This is a genomic window from Acuticoccus sp. MNP-M23, from assembly GCF_031195445.1.
GTDB lineage: Bacteria > Pseudomonadota > Alphaproteobacteria > Rhizobiales > Amorphaceae > Acuticoccus.
Map to the genome: position 1 here is coordinate 3,246,896 of NZ_CP133480.1, position 20,009 is coordinate 3,266,904.

The 20,009-nt window shown below is 66.1% G+C and carries 17 protein-coding genes; 10 read left to right on the forward strand and 7 right to left on the reverse strand.

Annotated elements, in window-relative coordinates:
- Positions 1 to 5: 5 nt before the first annotated feature.
- The 3 genes from urtC to urtA form a co-directional block, all read right to left on the reverse strand.
- Complete coding sequence (gene urtC, locus RDV64_RS14985) at positions 6 to 1,145, reverse strand: urea ABC transporter permease subunit UrtC (RefSeq protein WP_309195723.1); 1,140 nt, start codon at positions 1,143 to 1,145, stop codon at positions 6 to 8.
- Between the two features lie 7 nt (positions 1,146 to 1,152).
- Positions 1,153 to 2,079: an urea ABC transporter permease subunit UrtB gene (urtB, locus tag RDV64_RS14990; protein ID WP_309195724.1), complete on the reverse strand. Its 927-nt coding sequence runs from the start codon at positions 2,077 to 2,079 to the stop codon at positions 1,153 to 1,155.
- Between the two features lie 119 nt (positions 2,080 to 2,198).
- Positions 2,199 to 3,380, reverse strand: a complete 1,182-nt coding sequence (gene urtA / locus RDV64_RS14995) for an urea ABC transporter substrate-binding protein (RefSeq protein WP_375143834.1) — start codon at positions 3,378 to 3,380, stop codon at positions 2,199 to 2,201.
- Positions 3,381 to 3,736: 356 nt separating this feature from the next.
- Between urtA and RDV64_RS15000 the strand changes: the two genes are divergently transcribed.
- Positions 3,737 to 7,093, forward strand: coding sequence for an ATP-binding protein (locus tag RDV64_RS15000; protein ID WP_309195726.1), 3,357 nt, complete (start codon positions 3,737 to 3,739; stop codon positions 7,091 to 7,093).
- A complete protein-coding gene (locus RDV64_RS15005) occupies positions 7,083 to 7,991 on the forward strand; it encodes a response regulator transcription factor (protein ID WP_309195727.1) in 909 nt (302 codons plus the stop codon). Before RDV64_RS15000 ends, RDV64_RS15005 begins: the two co-directional genes overlap by 11 nt.
- A 45-nt stretch (positions 7,992 to 8,036) precedes the next feature.
- Here RDV64_RS15005 and RDV64_RS15010 read toward each other — a convergent pair whose 3' ends face one another.
- Genes RDV64_RS15010 through RDV64_RS15020 form a run of 3 tightly spaced genes read right to left on the reverse strand, consistent with a single transcriptional unit; the run spans position 8,037 to position 11,834 of the window.
- A complete protein-coding gene (locus tag RDV64_RS15010) occupies positions 8,037 to 10,289 on the reverse strand; it encodes a xanthine dehydrogenase family protein molybdopterin-binding subunit (protein ID WP_309195728.1) in 2,253 nt (750 codons plus the stop codon).
- Positions 10,282 to 11,343, reverse strand: coding sequence for a xanthine dehydrogenase family protein subunit M (locus RDV64_RS15015; protein WP_309195729.1), 1,062 nt, complete (start codon positions 11,341 to 11,343; stop codon positions 10,282 to 10,284). The genes RDV64_RS15010 and RDV64_RS15015 overlap by 8 nt, the downstream gene beginning before the upstream one ends.
- Positions 11,340 to 11,834: a 2Fe-2S iron-sulfur cluster-binding protein gene (locus RDV64_RS15020; RefSeq protein ID WP_309195730.1), complete on the reverse strand. Its 495-nt coding sequence runs from the start codon at positions 11,832 to 11,834 to the stop codon at positions 11,340 to 11,342. The genes RDV64_RS15015 and RDV64_RS15020 overlap by 4 nt, the downstream gene beginning before the upstream one ends.
- A 194-nt stretch (positions 11,835 to 12,028) precedes the next feature.
- Here RDV64_RS15020 and RDV64_RS15025 point away from each other — a divergent pair, with 194 nt between their 5' ends.
- The 7 genes from RDV64_RS15025 (at position 12,029) to RDV64_RS15055 (ending at position 18,110) form a co-directional block, all read left to right on the forward strand.
- Positions 12,029 to 12,568: a helix-turn-helix domain-containing protein gene (locus RDV64_RS15025; protein ID WP_309195731.1), complete on the forward strand. Its 540-nt coding sequence runs from the start codon at positions 12,029 to 12,031 to the stop codon at positions 12,566 to 12,568.
- 103 nt (positions 12,569 to 12,671) lie between these two features.
- Entirely contained in the window at positions 12,672 to 13,124 is a 453-nt protein-coding gene (locus RDV64_RS15030; RefSeq protein ID WP_309195732.1) for a cupin domain-containing protein, read from the forward strand.
- Between the two features lie 470 nt (positions 13,125 to 13,594).
- The gene (locus tag RDV64_RS15035) at positions 13,595 to 14,359 is read left to right on the forward strand and encodes an ABC transporter ATP-binding protein (RefSeq protein WP_309195733.1); all 765 of its coding nucleotides are present in this window, start codon (positions 13,595 to 13,597) and stop codon (positions 14,357 to 14,359) included.
- Positions 14,356 to 15,066, forward strand: coding sequence for an ABC transporter ATP-binding protein (locus RDV64_RS15040; RefSeq protein WP_309195734.1), 711 nt, complete (start codon positions 14,356 to 14,358; stop codon positions 15,064 to 15,066). The genes RDV64_RS15035 and RDV64_RS15040 overlap by 4 nt, the downstream gene beginning before the upstream one ends.
- 11 nt (positions 15,067 to 15,077) lie before the next feature.
- A complete protein-coding gene (locus RDV64_RS15045) occupies positions 15,078 to 16,286 on the forward strand; it encodes an ABC transporter substrate-binding protein (RefSeq protein ID WP_309195735.1) in 1,209 nt (402 codons plus the stop codon).
- Positions 16,286 to 17,152, forward strand: coding sequence for a branched-chain amino acid ABC transporter permease (locus RDV64_RS15050; RefSeq protein ID WP_309195736.1), 867 nt, complete (start codon positions 16,286 to 16,288; stop codon positions 17,150 to 17,152). The genes RDV64_RS15045 and RDV64_RS15050 overlap by 1 nt, the downstream gene beginning before the upstream one ends.
- Positions 17,153 to 17,192: 40 nt before the next feature.
- Positions 17,193 to 18,110 (forward strand): branched-chain amino acid ABC transporter permease, encoded by a 918-nt coding sequence (locus RDV64_RS15055; protein WP_309195737.1) that lies wholly within the window; start codon positions 17,193 to 17,195, stop codon positions 18,108 to 18,110.
- Positions 18,111 to 18,112: 2 nt separating this feature from the next.
- Here RDV64_RS15055 and RDV64_RS15060 read toward each other — a convergent pair whose 3' ends face one another.
- Positions 18,113 to 18,607, reverse strand: a complete 495-nt coding sequence (locus tag RDV64_RS15060; RefSeq protein ID WP_309195738.1) for a GAF domain-containing protein — start codon at positions 18,605 to 18,607, stop codon at positions 18,113 to 18,115.
- A gap of 143 nt (positions 18,608 to 18,750) precedes the next feature.
- On the opposite strand from RDV64_RS15060, the gene RDV64_RS15065 reads away from it, so the two are divergent.
- On the forward strand, positions 18,751 to 19,968 hold the full coding sequence (locus RDV64_RS15065) for a Xaa-Pro peptidase family protein (protein WP_309195739.1): 1,218 nt from the start codon (positions 18,751 to 18,753) through the stop codon (positions 19,966 to 19,968).
- The last annotated feature ends 41 nt before the right edge of the window (positions 19,969 to 20,009 follow it).

The following is a 20,009-nucleotide window of genomic DNA, read 5'->3' on the forward strand; positions in this document are numbered from 1 at the left end:
CGGGCTCACTCCGCGGGGTTCGGTTGCGCGGCGGCGGCGGCCGGGCGGTCGGCGGTCTTGCGGTCGCGCAAGCGGCGGATCGGGGTCTCCACGTAGTCGGTCCACAGGCCGGCGAGGCCGGACGGGAAGGCGAGCACCACGCCGATGAAGAGGGCGCCCATGGCAAACAGCCAGAGTTCGGGGAAGCTCTCGGAGAAGGTGGTTTTCGTCCAGTTGACGAGGAGCGTGCCGTAGACCGCGCCGAAGATGGAGTAGCGGCCGCCGACGGCGCAGAAGATCACCATCTCGATCGACGGCACGATGCCGACGAAGGAAGGCGACATGAAGCCCACCTGGAGGGTGAACATCGCCCCGCCGATCCCCGCAAACGCGCAGCCGAGGCAGAAGATGAAGATCTTGAAGTTGGCGACGTCGTAGCCGGAGAAGCGCACCCGGTCCTCACGGTCGCGGATGGCAATCAGCAGGCGGCCGAGCTTCGAGCGCCGGACGAAGTGGGCGATGAACAGGCAGGCGAACAGCAGCCCGCCGTTGACGAAGTAGAGCGTGACCTTGGCGCTGTCGGTGCGGATGTCCCAGCCCAGCAACGTGCGAAGGTCGGTGATGCCGTTGACGCCGCCGGTGAAGCCCTGCTGGCCGATGATGAGGATCGTCAGGATTGCGGCGATCGCCTGGGTGATGATGGCGAAGTAGACGCCGCCCACCCGCCGCCGGAACATCGCAACGCCGATGATGAAGGCGAGCGCGACCGGCACGAGGACCACCGCGATCATGGCAACCGGGAGGGAGTGGAAGGGCTGCCACCACCACGGGATCTCGGTGATCTGGTTCCAGTCCATGAAATCGGGGATGCCGGGGGTGGACTGGATCGACGTGTTCTCCGGTGAGGACGCTTCCAGCTTCAGGAACATCGCCATGCAGTAGCCGCCAAGGCCGAAGAAGACGCCCTGACCGAGCGAGAGGATGCCCCCCGCGCCCCAGCACAGAACAAGGCCGAGCGCGACAAACGCATAGGTGAGGTACTTGCCGAAGAGGTTGAGGCGGAAAACGTCGAGCACCGAGGGCAGGACAACGAAGATGATGGCGGCGAGGACGACGAAGCCGAGCAGCTCCGACGGGGTGAAATAGCGGTTGGCAAGGCGGTTCATGGCGGGCTCAGCTCCGGATCTTGAGGCTGAAGAGGCCCTGGGGGCGCAGCATGAGGATGCCGACGACCGTCAGGAGGGTGAGCACCTTGGCCATCGAGCCGGAGAGGAAGAACTCCATGATCGACTGGGCCTGGCTGATGGAAAAGGCCGAGGCGATGGTGCCGAAGAGGCTCGCCGTGCCGCCGAAGACGACGACGAGGAAGGTGTCGACGATGTAGAGCTGGCCCGACGACGGCCCGGTCGAGCCGATCATCGTGAAGGCGGCACCCGCGACGCCCGCAATGCCGCAGCCGATGCCGAAGGTCATCCGGTCGACGCGCTCGGTGTCGATGCCGACGGCGCCGGCCATCTGGCGGTTGAACATCACCGCGCGGACCTTCTTGCCCCAGCCGGAGCGCAGCATCAGGACGCCGACGCCGACGGCGATGGCGAGCGCCAGCGCCATGACGAAGAGGCCGTTGATGGGGATCTCGATCATGTCCGTCAGCGGCAGCGAGCCCATCATCCAGTCCGGCAAGCTGACGCCGACCTCGCGCGCGCCGAACACGGTGCGGTAGGTCTGCTGAAGGATCAGCGAGACGCCCCATGTGGCGAGCAGCGTATCGAGCGGGCGCTTGTAGAGGTGGCGGATGATGAGCCATTCCACCGCCATGCCGAGCGCACCGGCGGCAAAGAAGGCGAGGATCATCGCCACGAAGAAGTAGATGCCGAAAAGCGCTGGCAGATATTCGCTGAAGAAGCCTGAGCACAGGTAGGTGACGTAGGCGCCCAGAATCATGAATTCGCCGTGCGCCATGTTGATGACGCCCATCTGTCCGAAGATGATTGCAAGGCCGAGCGCCATCAGGACGAGGACGGAAAACAGGATCAGGCCGGCAAACCCCTGCATGGCAAAGATCGCGACGAGTTCATTGGAAGTATAGCCTTCGAACATGGCCGTTACGCCCCTGGCTGTTGGCGAAGAGGGCACCGCGACGGGCGCGGCGGTGACACTGGCGCGGACGGCGCGCGAGGCGCCGTCCGGCTGCGTTCAGGCGGCCGGGCCGCCGCGGCTTACTGGTAGCCTTCGGGGAAGGGGTTCGGCTCGACGAGGTCTTCCGTCTCGTAGACGACCTCGTACTGGCCATCGGCCATCGCGTGGCCGACGCGGGTCTTGGACCAGAGGTGATGGTTCTCGTGGATCCGCACGTAACCTTCGGGCGCCTTGTCGAACTCGATGCCGGGGGAGGCCTCGCGCACCTTGTCCACGTCGAACGACCCGGCCTTCTCGACCGCGGCCTTCCACAGCCAAGGGCCGAGATAGGCGGCCTGCGTCACGTCGCCGATCACCATGTCCTCGCCCCACATGTCCTTGAAGGCGGCGACGAATTCCTGGTTGTTCTCATTCGGCAGGGACTGGAAATACTTCATGCAGGCGTAGGCGCCTTCGATGTTCTCGCCGCCAATCCCGCGGATCTCGTCCTCGGTTACCGAGATGGTCAGGAGGAGGGGCTTTTCCTCCGTCATGTCGATCCCGGCTGCCTTCAGCTGCTTGTAGAAGGCAACATTGGAGCCGCCGACGACGATCGCGTAGATCACGTCAGGCTTTTTCAGGCGGATCTTGTTGATGACCGAGTTGAACTGGGTGTGGCCAAGCGGATAGTAGTCTTCGCCGACCACCTTGGCGCCATCGAGGAACTTCTCGATGTGGGCCCGCGCAATCTTGTTGGACGTGCGCGGCCAGATGTAGTCCGACCCCAGAAGATAGAAGGTCTTCGCGCCCTTCTCGCGGTTGACCCAGTCGAGCCCGGCGATGATCTGCTGCGTGGCTTCCTGGCCGGTGTAGATGACGTTGGGGCTTTCCTCCAGGCCTTCATAAAAGGTCGGATAGTAGAGAAAGCCATTATACTGCTCGAACACCGGCAGCACTGCCTTGCGCGACGCGGAGGTCCAGCACCCCATGACGGAGGCGACCTTGTCGTTGACGAGGAGCTTGCGCGCCTTTTCGGCGAAGGTCGGCCAGTCGGACGCGCCGTCTTCCTGGATGAACTCGATCTTGCGGCCAAGGATGCCGCCTTGCGCGTTGATCTGCTCGATGGCGAGTTTTTCGGCCTGGACCGAGCCCGTCTCCGAGATCGCCATCGTGCCGGTGACCGAGTGCAGGATGCCGATGGTCACCGTGTCGTCGGTGACGGCAAGGCCGGTGGTGTTCACCTCGGCCGTGGGAAAGTCCTGCGCGCGCAGTGCCTTCGGCATGAAGAGTGCAGCGGACAGGGCCGCCGTGCCCATCATCATGTTTCGGCGGCTGAGCGGCATGAAGGGCCGCTTCGTCTTGTCTTGTTCGCTCATCGTGCTCCTCGCATCGTGTTCGGTTGGCGAAACAGGGGCGCGGGGCGCGCCGCCGATGTGAAGGAGCATCGCTGAGCGTGTTGCGTCGCAACAATGGGTGGTCCTACCCATGGCGCTAGGTATTTATGGGGGGCATTCTCCTAAAACCGGCTTGGCGCATGGCAGGATTTCGCAGCGCATTTGTTTGCGTTGGGAAGACAGCGGAACTTTGTTGCCATGCCGAAATATCAGGCGACGTTCGAAATACTGGGAGATTTGGCCAGATGACGCGGGTTCACACGATCACGCGCCGCCGCCGGACCTACAACCAGTGGGTCGCAAACGAAACGCTGGAAGACTTCGCGCTGCGCTTCACTGCGCGGCGGGCCCGGCGCTGGACACCCATGCGGGTTGCCAACACCGCCATCGGGTCGATCTCGTTTCTGGCGCTGGAGGCGATCGGCGCCGCGCTCACCCTGTCCTACGGGTTCGACAATGCCGTCGCGGCGATGATGATCGTCGGCGCATTGCTCTTTCTCACCGGGCTGCCGATCTCCTATCACGCCGCAAAGTCCGGCGTGGACATCGACCTTCTCACCCGCGGCGCAGGGTTCGGCTATATCGGCTCGACCATCACGTCGCTGATCTACGCCTCGTTCACGTTCATCTTCTTTGCGCTGGAGGCGGCAATCCTGTCGCTGGCGCTGGAATATTGTTTCGGCATCCCGCTCGGCGTCGGCTACCTCCTCAATGCGCTGGTTGTCATTCCGCTGGTGACGCACGGCTTCACCAAGATCTCCTTCTTCCAGAAATGGACGCAGGCGATCTGGGTGGTCCTCCATATCGTGCCGTTCGTCTGCGTTGCGTTTGCCGGCGGCGTTTCGCTGCGCGAATGGGGAAGCTACACGCCGCCCGGCAGCACCGGCGGGCTCGACCTTCTGATGCTGGGCGCTGCCTCCGGCGTGGTGTTTTCGCTGATTGCGCAGATTGGCGAGCAGGTGGATTTCCTGCGCTTTCTGCCCGAGCCGAAAACCGCGCGGGAGCGGCGGCGCTGGTGGGCTGCGCTGGTTGTGGCGGGGCCGGGCTGGTCGGTGCTGGGCGTCGCGAAAATGCTCGCCGGCTCCTATCTTGCCGTGCTGGCGCTGTCGGCTGGTGCGTCCGCCGTGGATGCGGCCGACCCGACGCACATGTACCTCGCCGCCTTTCAGACCGCGATCACGAACCCGGCAATTGCGACCGCTCTGGTCGGTGCGTTCGTCATGATTTCGCAGCTGAAGATCAACGTCACCAATGCGTACGCCGGCTCGATTGCGTGGTCGAACTTCTTCTCGCGCCTCACCCATGCCCATCCGGGGCGGGTGGTGTGGCTCGTCTTCAACGTCCTCATCGCATTGGCGCTCATGCAGCTCGGGGTGTTCGCGGCGCTGGAGGCGACGCTCACCATCTACGCCACGGTGGCGGTGGCGTGGGTCGGTGCGCTGGTGGCGGACCTCACCGTCAACAAGCCGCTCGGCCTCAGCCCCAGGGGCATCGAGTTTCGCCGCGGCCACCTTTACGACATCAACCCCGTGGGGCTCGGCGCGATGGTTGGCGCGGTCGCCGTGGGGTTTGCGGCCCACGCCGGCCACTTCGGCGCCACCGCCGCGGCCTTTGCAACGCCGCTGGCATTCGTCGTCGCCTTCGTGCTGGCGCCGCTGATTGCGGCGGGCACGCGCGGGCGCTTCTACATTGCCCGCCCCGCCGAACCCGCCGCCACCGGCGAGGCCGAATGCACGGTCTGCGGCAACCATTTCGAGACCGACGACATCCTCCACTGCCCGTTTTATGCCGGAATGATCTGCTCGCTGTGCTGTTCTCTGGACGCGCGCTGCGCTGATGCCTGCCGGCCCCACGCCCAGTTGCGCGAGCAGGCAAGCCACCTGGTCGACTTCCTGTTCCCCCCGCGGCTCGGCCACATCTTCAAGACACGCTATGCCGCGTTTGCGGCGCTGATGACGCTGGCGGTCATCCTCATGGGCATCCCGCTGCGTTACGTTGCCATTGTGGCCAACGATCCGGCATCGGTCACGACGCCGGCGCAGGCGGTGTGGCTTTCGTTCGCGGTTCTGGTGTTTGTGGCCGGCGTTGCCATCTGGCTCTTCGTGCTGGCGCAGGAAGCCTCCCGCACCGCCATGCGCGAGAGCGACGAGCAGGCCCAGCTTCTGATGCGCGAGATCCGCGCCCACAAGCGCACCGACGCGCAGTTGCGTCAGGCACGCAAGGAGGCGGACGCCGCCAACGGGGCCAAGAGCCGCTACGTGGTCGGCATCACCCATGAGCTTCGCACGCCGCTCAACGCCATTCTGGGATACGCCCAGCTTATGGAGGCGGACCCGGACCTGCCGCCCCGCCGGCACGAGGCGGTGTCGGTGATCCGCCGCAGCGGCGAGCATCTGTCCGGCCTGATCGAGGGGTTGCTCGACATTTCCAAGATCGAGGCGGGGCGGCTGGAAATCCATTCCGGCACCGTGAACCTGCCGGATTTCCTCAACCAGCTGGTGGCAGTGTTCCGCATGCAGGCGGACGACAAGGGCCTCGCCTTCACCTACGTGGAAGAAGAAAAGGTGCCCGACTGGGTGCGCTGCGACGAGCGGCGCCTGCGCCAGATCCTGATGAACCTCCTCACCAACGCCATCCGCTACACCGAAAAGGGCGAGGTGGTGTTCAAGGTCGGCTACCGCAGCGAGGTGGCCCATTTCACCGTGTCCGACACGGGCGTCGGCATCGACCCGGCGGAGGTGCCGCGGATCTTCATGCCGTTTGCGCGGCTGAAGCGGCCTGGCGGGCCGGTGGTGCCCGGCACCGGGCTCGGCCTCACCATCACCAAGCTGCTGACCGAAGTGCAGGGCGGCGAGATCAAGGTGGTGTCGGCTCCCGGCGCGGGCAGCGCCTTCTCGGTGCGGCTGATGCTGCCGCGGGTTCACCGCACCACCTCGGTTCCGGTGACGGACACCCGCATCGTCACCGGCTACACCGGGCCGCGGCGCACCTTGATGCTGGTGGAGGACGAGCCGGACCATGGCGGCCTGATGGCCGATGTCCTGCGCCCGATCGGCTTCACCCTCCATGTTGCCGGCACGGCGGAAATTGCGCTCGACCTTGTGAGGGAGATGGAGCCGGACCTCTTCCTGCTCGACGTGCGGCTCCCCGGCATGAGCGGCTGGGACCTTGCCGAACAGCTGCGGGCCGGCGGGTGCGATGCCCCCATCGTGATGGTTTCGGCCCATGCCGCGGACCGGCTTGCGCGGGAGGCGCGGGCAGGGCTTGCCGACGAGTTCATCGCCAAGCCGATCAACATCGAAGACCTTCTGGTGCGCCTGGAGCGGCAGCTCGGGCTTGCCTACACGCTCGCCCGGCCCGGCCTGGCGCCGGCGCCCCGCCGCGGCCATCTGGTGCCGCTTCCCACCGCGCACATCGAGGAGCTTCGCCATTTTGCCGAGATCGGATGGCCCCGCGGCCTGTCACGGGCGCTCGCCCGCATCGAGGCCGATGCCCCGGACCTTTCCGGCACGGTTGCGCACCTGCGCTCCGTCGTCGCCACCTTCGACATGCAGCGCCTCGGAACCATCCTCGACGAGATGGAGGAGTCCGATGAAGCATGAGGAGCCCGGCAACCTCGTTCTGGTGGTGGACGATGCACCCGACACACTGGCGATGCTGATCGACACGCTGGAGGAGGCCGGCCTCACCGTGCTGGTGGCACGGGACGGGTCAACCGCAATTTCGCTCGCCCGCCGCGTGGAGCCGGATGCGATCCTGCTTGATGCGCTGATGCCTGGCCTCGACGGCTTCGAGACCTGCCGGCGCCTGAAATCGGGTCCCGACGCGACGTCCGCCCCGGTGATTTTCATGACCGGGCTTTCCGGTACGGAGCACATTGTGGCGGGGCTTGCGGCGGGCGGTGTCGACTACATCACCAAGCCGGTGAAGGTGGATGAGCTGATTGCCCGCGTTGCCGTCCATGTCTCCAACGCGCGGGTGGTGCGGGAGGCGCGCAGTGCGCTGGACGCCGTGGGGCAGCCGCTGATTGCCGTGTCCCGCACCGGCGTGGTCACCTGGACCGCGGCCAATGCGGCGGACATGGCCGCGTCGGTGCTCGGGTCGCGCGGGCGCGACGTGGTGGTGACCGACGCGTCGCTGATCGCCTTTGTGGAGGAGGTCGTGCACACGGCCGTGTCGGCGGCGACGCCGTGGCGTGCCGGCAACGGGCGGTTGACGATGACCTATATCGGCCGCACCGCGTCGGGCGACGTTCTTCTCAGGATTGCGCCGGGGCTGGTTGCCGATGAGCAGAGGCTGTCGGAGCGCTTCGGCCTGACACAGCGCGAGTCCGAGGTTTTGAACTGGATCGTCAAAGGCAAGTCAAACCGAGACATTGCCGAGATCCTGACGCTGAACCCCGGCACGGTGAACAAGCATCTGGAGAAGATTCTCGCCAAACTCGGTGTCGAGAACCGCACGGCGGCTGCCGTTTCCGCCGTGCGTGCGCTGGGCGCCTGAGTTCAGCGGAGAGGGGCGGGTGCGCGGCCCCTCCCGGCGCAGCCCTCAGCCGATGAGATGCTCGATGCGGATAGGGAAGCGCGCGGCACGGATGCCCGTTGCATGCCACACGGCATTGGCGATGGCGCCCGCCGTACCCGTGATGCCCACCTCGCCAACACCCTTGATGCCGAGCGCGTTCACATGGGGATCGTCCTCCGCGACCAGCAGGGCCTCAACCGACGGGCAGTCGGCATTGACCGGGATGTGGTAGCCGGCAAGGTCGGCATTCATCGGGCGGCCGGTGCGCGGGTCATGGACCGCCTCTTCGTGCAGGGCAAAGCCGATGCCCCAGATCATCCCGCCCGTCAGCTGGCTTCGTGCCAGCCGCGGGTTGATGATCCGGCCCGCCGCAAACGCCCCCACAAGCCGGGTGACGAGAATCTGGCAAAGGTCCGGGTCCACCTTCACCTCGGCAAACACGGCGCCGTGGGTGAACATGGCGTATTCCTCGGCCGATGCGGGGTTGCGCGCGCCGGTGCCGTTGCCTTCGATCGACGCGATGCCGGCGCGGGCCATGATGTCGGCATAAGCCTCGCTGCGGCTGTCGTCGTCGGCCCGGTGCAGCCGCCCGCTGCGGCCGACCACACCGGCATTGCCGGCGCCAAACAGGGGCGATGCCGGATCTGCGGTGGCAATGTCCGCAAGCTTCCGGATGGCGTCGCTGCCGGCGGCGAAGATGGCATTGCCGGCCGTGGCGGTGTGCCCCGAACCGCCTGCGATGCCGGCATCGGGCAGGTCGGAGGAGCCGGTGCTGAAGGTCAGCGCATCGCTGTCGATGCCGAGCCCGTCGGCGCCAATCTGGCCAAGTGCCGTCAGTGCGCCCTGGCCCATTTCTGCTGCCGAGCTTTCCATCAGTGCCGTGCCATCGGCGCGCAGTGTCGCCCGCGCCGCGGCGTTGAACATCGGGCACGGAAACATGGCCGTGCCCATGCCCCAGCCGGTGAGCATTCCGCTGGCGTCCCGCATCTGGCGCGGGCGGAGCGGACGGCCGGCCCAGCCGAACCGCGCTGCCCCTTCGGCGTAGCATTCCCGCAGCGCCTTGGACGAGAACGCCTTGCCGGTGGCCGGGTCAGTCTCGGCATAGTTGGCAAGGCGGAAGGCGAGGGGGTCCATCCCGCACGCCTCGGCTGCCTCGTCCATGGCGCACTCCAGCGCGGCCGAGCCGGTGGCCTCGCCCGGTCCGCGGACCGGCCCCGGCGTTCCGGTGTCGATCCGCGCGCCGGTGTGGTGCATGGCCATGTTCGGGCTTGCGTAGATGTTGTGCGAGGCGTTGGAGGCGGGCTCCACAAAATCGTCGAACCGGCTTGTGGTGGCCGTGGTGTCGTGGCTGAGCGCGGTAAGGTGGCCGGCATCATCCATGCCCAGCCGCAAATGCTGGCGCGTGGCGCCGCGGTGGCCGACCGGGCCGAACATCTGCTCCCGGCGCAAGGCGAGCTTGACCGGCTGGCCGACCATCTGCGCTGCCAGCACCGCAAGCACCGTCGGGCCGACGAGGATCGCCTTGGAGCCGAAGCCGCCGCCGATGAACGGGCTGCGGATCAGGATATTGTCCGCCGGTACGCCGAAATAGGCCGCAAGGTCTGCCCGCGCGACGCCCACGGCCTGATGCGGCATGTCGACGGTGAGGTGATCCCCGTCCCAGGCGGCCACAAGCGCGTGGGGCTCCATGGCGTTGTGGTACTGGAAGGGGGTCTCGATGCGGGTTTCGGTGGTGGTCGCAGCTTCGGCGAGGCCGGCTGCGAGATCGCCTTTCACCAGCGTGGGCGGCGCACCGGGGCCGACAGCTTCGGGCGCAAACATCTCGCTGTCTTCGAACGTGATTCTGACAGGTTCATTTGCGTATTGCGGCGCCAGAAGGCGGGCGCCTTCGGTGGCCGCCTCCAGCGTCGTTGCCACAACCAGTGCGATCGGCTGGCCGGCGTAGCGCACGGTATCGTCCTGCAACACCTCGATCCGGAAGTTGAGGCGGTGCATCTTTTCGGCAGGGTCGTGGGCGAGTGGCGGCCGGTTAGCGGGCGTGATGATCCGGACCACGCCCGGATGCGCGCCGGCCGCCGCCAGATCCATGAATGTGACCCGGCCGCGGGCAATGCCTGCAGTCGCCAAGACCGCATATAGAAGCCCATCCGGCCGGTTGTCGGCGGCGAAGGTTGCAGCGCCCGTCACCTTCAGGGGGCCGTCGTGGCGGGTGGCGGGCTGGCCCGCGCTGGAGCCGAGCCGAACGTGGCTTGCGGGGAATGCCAGTGTTTCAGCCATGTTGGTCACCGTTGATTGTGGTGGATGCGAAGACCGAGCCGGGCATGGCGGGCATTTGCGCAGGCGTGCCGCTGGCAGCCAGCGACAGCGCGCGGGTCGCGGTCCGGATGGCAAGTTCGATCTTGTAGCCATTGTTACCGGAGGGGCGGGCCCCCTCCAGCGCGGCCTCGGCCGCACGGCGGAACAACGTGCCATCCGGCGTGCTGCCGGTGAGCACGGCTTCTGCCGCGGGAACGCGCCAGGGCCGCGCGGCAACGCCGCCCAGCGCCAGCCGCGCTTCTGCGATCACGCCATTTTCAAGCGTCAGCGCCGCTGCTGCCGACACGAGGGCAAACGCAAATGACGTGCGCTCGCGAACCTTGAGGTAGCGCGAATGTCCGGCAAACCTGCCAGCGCCAGCCGGCAGGCGCACGGCGGTGATCATCTCGCCGGCGGCAAGTGCGGTGTGCTGCGCGGGCGTCTCGCCGGGGAGGTTGTGGAACGCGGCCAGCGCGGTTTCCCGCGTGCCGTTCGGCCCGGCGATCTCCACCACCGCGTCCAGCGCCACCAGTGGCACGCAAAGGTCCGACGGATTGGTGGCGATGCAGGAGTCCGACCAGCCGAGGACGGCGTGGCTCGCTGTGTTGCCGCCGCGGGCGTCGCACCCGGCGCCGGGCGTGCGACGGTTGCAGGCGCTGTGCGGGTCGTAGAAATAGGCGCAGCGGGTGCCCTGCATCAGGTTGCCGCCCACCGTGGCAGCGTTGCGCAGCTGCGGCGATGCACCGGACAGCAGCGCCTCCGCAACCGCGGGCGCTGCCGCCGCAAACGCCGCGTCTCGGGCAAGGTCGGCGTTGGAGACAAGCGCGCCGATACGCATGTCGCCGGACGGCAGTGTCTCGATGCGGCCCAGCTCCGGCAGGTGCGAGATGTCGACGATCCGGGCCGGCTGCGCGACGCCGGCCTTCATCAGGTCCATCAGGTTGGTGCCGCCGGCAAGATAGGCCGCGCTCTCGCTGCCAGCCGCGGCAACCGCCTCCGAAACGGAGGTGGGGCGGACATATTCGAAGACATTCATGCCGGCTCTCCGTCGCTCTTTGCCATCCGCTGCTGGGCGTCACGGACGGCCTCTGCAATGCCGGGGTAGGCAGCGCACCGGCACAGATTGCCGCTCATTCCTTCGCGAATTCGGGCCGGATCGTCGCCGGCGCCACCCTCGGCGATGAGGCCGACCGCGCTCATGATCTGGCCCGGCGTGCAGTAGCCGCACTGGAAGCCGTCATGCGCCACGAAGGCGGCCTGAACCGGGTGAAGGCTGCCATTGCGGGCAAGCCCTTCGATGGTGGTGATCTCGGCGCCGTCGACGCTGAGCGCGAGCGTGAGGCAGCTGTTGACGCGGCGGCCGTCGACCAGAACCGTGCACGCACCGCACTGGCCACGGTCGCAGCCTTTCTTGGTGCCGGTGAGGCCGAGCCGGTCGCGCAGGACATCGAGCAGCGTCGGGCGGGGATCTTCGAGATGGACGTCGTGGGGGTGGCCGTTTACGGTCAGACGCAGGGGATGGGTCACATCGTCCCTCCATGAAAAAGGTCGGCTGCGGGCTGATTGAAAAGTTGTTCAGGCGGGCTGGCTGCGCTTGCAGGGCGCAGGGGTTGGTCCACGATTTATATACGGAGGGGGCCTCCGCTTTCAAGCTGGGGTTATTCTTTTTCGTGTCAGACGCCGACGGAGATCCGCCGAAACGCAAGCCACGCGCCGATTTTTTGCGTAACCGCGAGCGCCTTCTGGAGGCGGCCCGCACCGTGTTCGCGGGCGGTGGTCCCGATGCGAGCCTTGAGGCTGTGGCGCGCACGGCCGGTGTCGGGATCGGCACGCTCTACCGGCATTTTCCCACGCGCGAGGCGCTGTTTGAGGCGGTCTACCGGCGTGAGGCGGACGAACTTGCCGGCCTTGCGGCCCGGCTGGCAGCCGAAGAGGCGCCGCTCGATGCGCTGCGGCTCTGGCTGAAGGGCGCGGTCCGGATGGTTGCCACCAAGAAGGGCATGCTTGCGGCGCTGGTGCAGAAATATGATGCAGCTTCCACACCGCTGCAGGATGCCTCCGCGCTGAATCGCCGGTCGCTGGAGGGCTTGATGGCGCGGGCACAGAAAGGCGGCGCCGTGCGGGCCGACGTGGCGCCCGGAGAGGTCCTGAACGCCCTGTGGGGCCTCTGCCATGCGTTTGAGATGCCCGCTCAGGTAGACCGGATCCTGCATCTGATCGACGTGTTCGTGGATGGTCTCGCCACCCCGCCGCCGGGCTGAGCGCGCGCCCGTCCCGTGCAGCTATAAAAAGCTGCATGACAATGAACGCGCCAATGCGCAAACTTGGCAAGACGCAGCCTTGAGCGAACCGCGGGACACGATCATGACCAAAGAACTGGATGGCGGCATCACGCCGGAGGGCGACGGCTTCGAGGGGGTGTCCTGGAACATTCTCGGCCAGGTCTATTTTCCGAAGGCCGATTGCGAAACGAGCTTTGCCTTCGAGGCGAATTCGGAGCCGGGGCAGTTCGTGCCCGTCCATATCCACCACACGCAGGACGAGTTCATTCTGGTGCAGGAGGGGCAGCTGGAGCTGAAGCTCGACGGCAAGTGGTCCACCGCGAAGGCCGGTGATCTCGTGCGCATGCCGCGCGGCATTCCCCACGGCTATTTCAACAAGTCGGACAAGCCGGCCCGCGCCTTCTTCTGGGTTTCTCCGGCAGGCAAGCTGAAGGATCTGTTCGTCGGCCTCGATGAGATGACCGACGTGGTGGAGGTGGTGCGGATGTCTGCGGCGCACGACGTGGAGTTCCTGCCCGCCGAAGCAAACGACTGAACCGCTGCCGCGCAATCTGGCACACGCCCGGCTGCATGCGCGGTGCGTATTGCACATATAATGCATGGAAAGCATGCAGAATCGGGACTGCGGGAGGCGGTGAAGCAGACCGGGAATGTGTCACCGGCACAAGAAGATTGCGCTTTGCAATCGATCGCCCGCGCTGCAACAAATTTGTGCGCCGGGGCCGGCGCGGCGCGGCAGCATGGACAAACAAGGCGCGAAATCCCCGCTGGCTTGGCCGGTTGGCCGGCGTCTCGGTGTATGCAGGATCATCCATCGATGCTGCGAGGCAAGAATTTATGTCAGTCGAGATTGACGTGACCGAAAAATGAGCGGAAATTTCAAATCCAAGGGCTGGCTGTTCCAATGACAGGCACCGGGTCGGCGATGGCACGGGCGTTGCTTTTCGGCAAGGCACGTTGATCGCAAGCCCTCGGTCGTGCCGGGGGCTTTACGAAGGTAGATTTATGGCGGGCCTGCTATCGGTCGAAGGTCTGACGCGCAGCTTCTATGGCGTGCACGCGCTGAACGGCGCTGCGTTCACCGTCGCGCCGGGCAGCATCACCGGGCTGATCGGTCCCAATGGCGCCGGCAAGACCACGGTGTTCAACTGCATCTCCGGTGTCATCCCGCCCGAAACCGGGCGCGTGACCTTCGACGGCACCGAAATCACCGGCTGGCGGCCTGACCAGATCAGCCTGCGCGGCCTCGTCCGCACCTTCCAGATTGCGCGCGGCTTTCCCAAGCTCACCGTGTTCGAGACCCTGCTCCTGCATGGCGACAAGCAGCCTGGCGAACATGTGGGCAATGCGCTGTTCCGCCCCGGCCGCTGGATGAAGCGCGAGCGGGAACTGGCCGACCGCGCCCGCGAAGTCGCCCGCCGCCTCAAGCTCGACCATGTGCTCACCAACATGTCTGCCGACCTGTCCGGCGGGCAGAAGAAGCTTCTGGAAATTGGTCGGGCGCTGATGGGGCGGCCCAAGCTCATCCTGCTCGACGAGCCGGTGGCGGGCGTGAACCCCACGCTGGGCCGCGAAATTGCCGAGCGCATCCGCGAGCTGGCGGAGGAGGGGCTCACCTTTCTCATTGTCGAGCACGACATGGCGCTCGTGGCCGAGCTTTGCGACACGGTGATCGTGATGGCCGAGGGCACCACCCTGGTGGAAGGCACCTTCGATGAGGTGACGTCCGACACCCGCGTTCAGGACGCATACCTCGGACGGCGCACATGACGACGCTCGACATCGAAAAGATCGTTGCAGGCTACACCCGCGCCGACATGATCCTGAAGGGCGTGTCGATGACGGCGGACGCTGGCGAGATTGTCGCCGTGCTCGGCCCCAACGGCGCCGGCAAGTCCACCATGCTGAAGGCCATCACCGGCCAGATCGACGTGCGCGAAGGCGCGGTCATGCTTGGCGGCAAGAACCTCACGGGCATGCGCCCGCGCGACGTGGTTGCCAGCGGCATCGCCTATGTGCCGCAGGAGGCCAACGTCTTCGCCACCATGAGCGTGCGCGAGAACCTCGAGATCGGCGGCACGGTCGACCGCGCCAATGTTCGCGCGCGCATTGCCGAGCTGTTCGAGCGGTTTCCGGTGCTGGCTGAAAAGCGCAGCGATCCCGCGCGCACCCTGTCGGGCGGCCAGCGGCAGCTCCTGGCCATGGCCATCGGGATGATGGTCGAACCGCAGGTGATGCTGCTGGACGAACCGTCCGCCGGCCTCTCGCCCGTCGCCGCGCAACAGATGTTCAGCGTCATCAAGGAAATTGCCGCAAGCGGCGTTGCGATCGTGCTGGTGGAGCAGAACGCCATGGAAGCGCTCGCCATCGCCGACCGCGCCTACATTCTGGCAGCCGGCCTCAACCATGCCGATGGCACGGGCAAGGCCCTGTCTTCAGACCCCGATATCCGCCGAACTTTCCTCGGAATGCACTAAGGGAGCTTAAAATGGCCAAGTTCAGCTTTACGCGACGCGGCGTCCTCGCCGGGATGACGGCAACCATTGCCGCGCCCTACGTGCTGCGCGTGCCCGCTGCGCTCGCACAGGACGGACCGATCCACCTCGGCTCCCTCACGCCGCTCACAGGCGTCGGCGGCAACTACGGCCCGTCCATGCGGGACGCCATTGCCGGCGTCATCGACGGGGTGAACGCTGCGGGCGGCGTGCTCGACCGCCAGATCGCGCTCACCTCCGAGGACACGCAGACGTCGCCGGAAGCGGCCATTCGCGCGGCCCGCAAGCTGATCGACGTGGATGGCGTATCGGCCATCATGGGCACGTGGGCCTCCTCGGTGACCACCGCCGTTGCACCGCTGTGCTGGGAAAACCAGACGATGCTGTTCTGCGTTTCGGGCGCCGACTCCATCACGCTCTTGCCGCACAAGGGCTACATCGCCCGCACCCAGCCCAACTCCAAGCTCCAGAACGACGTTGCGACCAAGTTCATGATCGACGAGGGCGCGACGCATCTCGGCTGGATCGGCCCGCAGACCCCGTTTGCCCAGGGCAACATCGACAACATGACCCGCATCGCCAGCGAGGCCGGGCTTGAGGTGGACAGCCTCATCTACGAGGCCGACAAGAGCACCTACCGCTCCGAGGTGGACACCATCATGCGCTCGGGCGCGGACTTCATCCTGCTTGGCGGCTACACGGCCGACTCCACGGTGCTCCTGCGCGATCTCTGGCAGGCAGGCTACGAGGGCAAGATCATCGGCCCGGCCTACGCCGTGAACCAGACCGTTCTCGATGCGCTGCCCGCCGAAGTGCTGGAAGGCATCTTCACCTGGGCACCGGCGCCCGCCATCGGCAGCGCAGCCTACGCCAACGTCGCCAAGATCCTCGGTGTCGAGGTTGTCGATCCCTATTCGGCCCAGTGCTACGACCACGCCAATCTCGCCATCCTCGCCATGGCCGCGGGCGGCTCCGCGTCGGGCGAAAGCATCATGGAAAATCTGCGGACCGTCAGCCAGGGCGAGGGGACCGAGGTGTCCAGCGCGCTGGAAGGGCTGCCGATCCTCGCCGACGGCGGCGCCGTCAACTACACCGGCGCCAGCGGGCCGTGCGACTTCAACGAGGTGGGTGACATCACCGGAACGCAGTTCCTGTTCCAGCGCATCGAAGACGGCGCAGCGGTCGACTTCTCGCGCACCTGATGATCGACCTTCTCCCCCAGTTCCTCGTCAACGGCATCGTGATGGGAACGCTGCTCGCGATTCCCGCCATCGGCTTCACGGCAATGTTTGCCGTGTTGCGCTTCCCCAATTTCTCGGTGGCCTCCCACGCCACCATTGGCGCGTTTGCGGGGTTTGCGGCCAATGTGGGGCTGGGGCTGCCGATCGAGCTGTCGCTGGTGGCGGCGTTCATCGTGCCGGCCATCATCGGCGTTGCCTCCGACGAGGTGGCGCTGCGGCCGCTGCGCAAGCACGGCGCGCTGACCACGGCCATTGCGTCCATCGCGCTCACCATCGTCCTCGAAAATGCGGTCCGCTTCTTCTACGGCAACGACCTGCGCGGATACGATCTGCCGCTCGTGCGCGACTGGCGCATTCTGGGCGTGCGCATCGGGCCGCAGCAGGTGGAGAACTTCCTGCTCGCCGTTGCCATCATGGTGGCCGTGTTTCTGGCGCTTCGCTACACGCGGGTCGGCAAGTCGATGCGCGCGGTGGCCGATAACCCGGCGCTGGCGGAGCTGAAGGGGATCGACCCCATTCTGGTCGGCCGCCTCACGGTCTTCTTCGGCATGGGACTGGTCGGCACCGGCGGCATGCTCCTTGGCGTCGGCACATCCATCGACCCGCTCACCGGGTTCCGCTTCATCCTGCCGATCTTTGCGGCGGCCGTTGTGGGCGGGCTCGGCTCTATCCCGGGTGCGGTGCTGGGCGCCATGGTGGTGGGGATCGGCGAGGAGCTTTCGCTGATTGTCCTGTCGCCATCCTACCGAAGCGCGGTGGGCTTCTTTGCCATTGTGCTCGTCCTCACCTTCCGCCCGCGCGGCCTTCTCGGGGAGCGGGAATATTGAGCGTGCGTTCAAAACTCCAACGCAGGCCGGAGGCTGAGGCATGCTGAGCTACCTTCTGGCCACACTCACCTTCGCCGGCATCTACGCCATGCTGGCGCTTGGCCTCAACGTCATCTGGGGCATGACGGGGATGATCAACCTCGGTCTTGCCGGCTTCTTTGCCGTTGGCGCGTATGTCTCGGCGCTCACCACCATTGCGGGGTTGCCGATCCCGCTGGGGGCAGTGTGCGCCATGGCGGCGGCGGCGCTGGTTGGCGCGCTGGTCTCGCAGCTGACGCTCAAGCTGCGGGGGGACTATCTCGCCATCGTCACCCTCGGGTTTGGCGAAGTGATCCGCCTGGTGGCAGCCAACGAGATCTGGCTGACCAACGGGTCGGACGGGATTTCCGGCATTCCGGGACCGTTCCGCAGCGCACTCTCGCCGCTTCAGTTCAATGCCCTGTTTGCCGCCATTACCATGGTTGCGGTGGCGGTTGCCTGGTTCCTGTCGCGCCGCATGATGGGGAGCCCCTACGGCCGGGCCCTGCGCGCACTGCGCGACGACGAGACCGCAGCCGCGGTGGCCGGCAAGCCGGTGCGCCGCATGAAGGTGGAGGCGTTTGCGCTGGGGGCCGCGCTCCTCGGCCTCGGCGGCGTTCTTTACGCCCACTTCACCAGCTACATTGCGCCGGACATTTTCCGCCCGCTTCTGACCATCTACATCTTCCTGTCGCTGACGGCGGGCGGCACCGGCAATGCCACCGGCGCGGTGGTCGGCGCCTTCCTCGTCATGGTCATTCTGGAAGGAAGCCGCTTTCTGGAGGGAATGCTGCCCGTTCTTTCCGGCGCGCAGGGTGCAGCCTTGCGCGAAATGGTGATCGGCAGCCTTCTCATCCTCATCATGCGCATCAAGCCGACGGGCCTTCTGGCGGAGCGTCCGCCACGGCCGCCGGTGGCCGTGGCGAACCCGTCAATCTGATGTCAGGCTTCGAGCAAATCGCCCCACTGACGCTCGATCAGGAGCGCGGTGGCGGCGGCGTGGCTCAGCTTTTGTGCAGCCTCGATCCGCTCCGGCGTGTAATGCCCGGCGTCGTGCAGGAGGTTGATGGAGCCCAGCACCTCGTCCGCCACCACAATGGGGACGTTGAGGCAGCTTTCGCAGCCGAGCGACATGATCAGCTCGTGGTCGAAGAAATTGGCCTTTACTTCGTCGGCGCCGTCACTCAGCACCCACGTGCGATCCTTCAGCATCGTGTCCGTGATGCGGGTGTCGGTCATTTTCTTGGTGCCCTTGGCAGGGTAGGCGTCCGGCATGTTGGAGAAGCTGCGGCGCAGCAGCCCCGCCGTCTGGTCGATGGTGAGCACGGTGAAGAGCTTCACGCCGACGTGCGCCGCCGCCATGTCGCAAAGCGCCTCGAAGGCGGCGGTCGGCTGGTTCGGCGCGGCAATGGCGCGGGTGAAAGCAGTCATGTCCATGAAAAGACCTCATGTTACGCGCGGCCCGGATCGGGCGGCAGTGCATGTTTGCAATACCTCATATCGGGCACGAGTGCGCCCGATCTCTATTCGAACACGGAGCAGACAATGGACGCGGCTTTGACAGTGACGGTGTGCACGCGATGACGATTGGCGTTGGTGGATCGTCCGCGCAGGACGAGCTCGACAAGATGGTTTCGATGACCGCCGGCATCGAGCGGATTGGCGTCGACGAGCATCAGGACCGCGTGGCGCGCGCCCAGGCACTGATGAAAAAGGAGGGCATCTCCGCCCTCTATCTCGATACCTCGGTCAACCTCTTCTACTTCACCGGCGTGAACCTGAAGCTCACCGAGCGGCTGCATGGCGCGATCATTCCCGCAGAAGGCCCCGTCACCTACCTCAGCCCCGCGTTCGAGGAGCCGAAGACGCGCTCGATGCTGAAGTTCGGCGACGACATCCGCGTGTGGGAAGAGCACGAGGACCCCACCGCACTGGTGGCCGACACCATCGCCAGCCTTGGTTACGAAAATGGCGTGGTGGCGGTGGACCCGGCCACCCCGTTCTACATCTTCGACGGACTGCGCCGACACGGTAACCGCTACGATTTCATCAGCGGCACCGAGGTTGCGTCACGGCTCCGCTCGGAAAAATCGGATGCCGAGCTGGCACTGATGCAGATGGCGTTTTCCGTCACCGAAACGGTGCAGAAAGCCGTTGCCCGGGTGCTGCACGAGGGGATGACCACCACCGAGGCGCAGGCCTTCGTGCAGGAAGCGCACCGCCGTCTTGGCGCAACGCCAACCCCGTCCGCCCCGCTGATCCTGTTTGGCGAGGCCTCTGCCTATCCCCACGGCGTCGACTATCCCCAGACGCTGAAGGACGGCGACATGGTGCTGTTCGACCTTGGTTGCTTTGTCGGCGGGTACCGCTCCGACATGACGCGCTCCTACGTGTTCGGCGAGCCGACGGCGCGCCAGCGCGAAGTGTGGGACCTTGAGAAGAAGGCACAGGTGGCCGGTTTCGAGGCAGCCCAGATCGGCGCGCCGTGCCACGCGGTCGACGATGCGTCCCGCGGGGTCATCGAGAATGCCGGCTTCGGCAAGGATTATGGCTTGCCGGGCCTGCCGCACCGCACCGGCCACGGCATCGGCCTCGAGGTCCACGAGGAGCGTTACATGGTGCGCAGCAACACCACCCCGCTCACGCCCGGCATGTGCTTCTCCATCGAGCCAACCATTTGCATTTACGGAGAATTCGGCATCCGCCTGGAGGACTGCGCCTACATCTCGAAGGACGGCCCGCGATGGTTTTCGGGGCCTTGCCACACCGTCGATGACCCGTTCGGTTATGAGGCATAATCACGCCCAAAAGTTCACCAACTCACGCCTTGATCATTGAT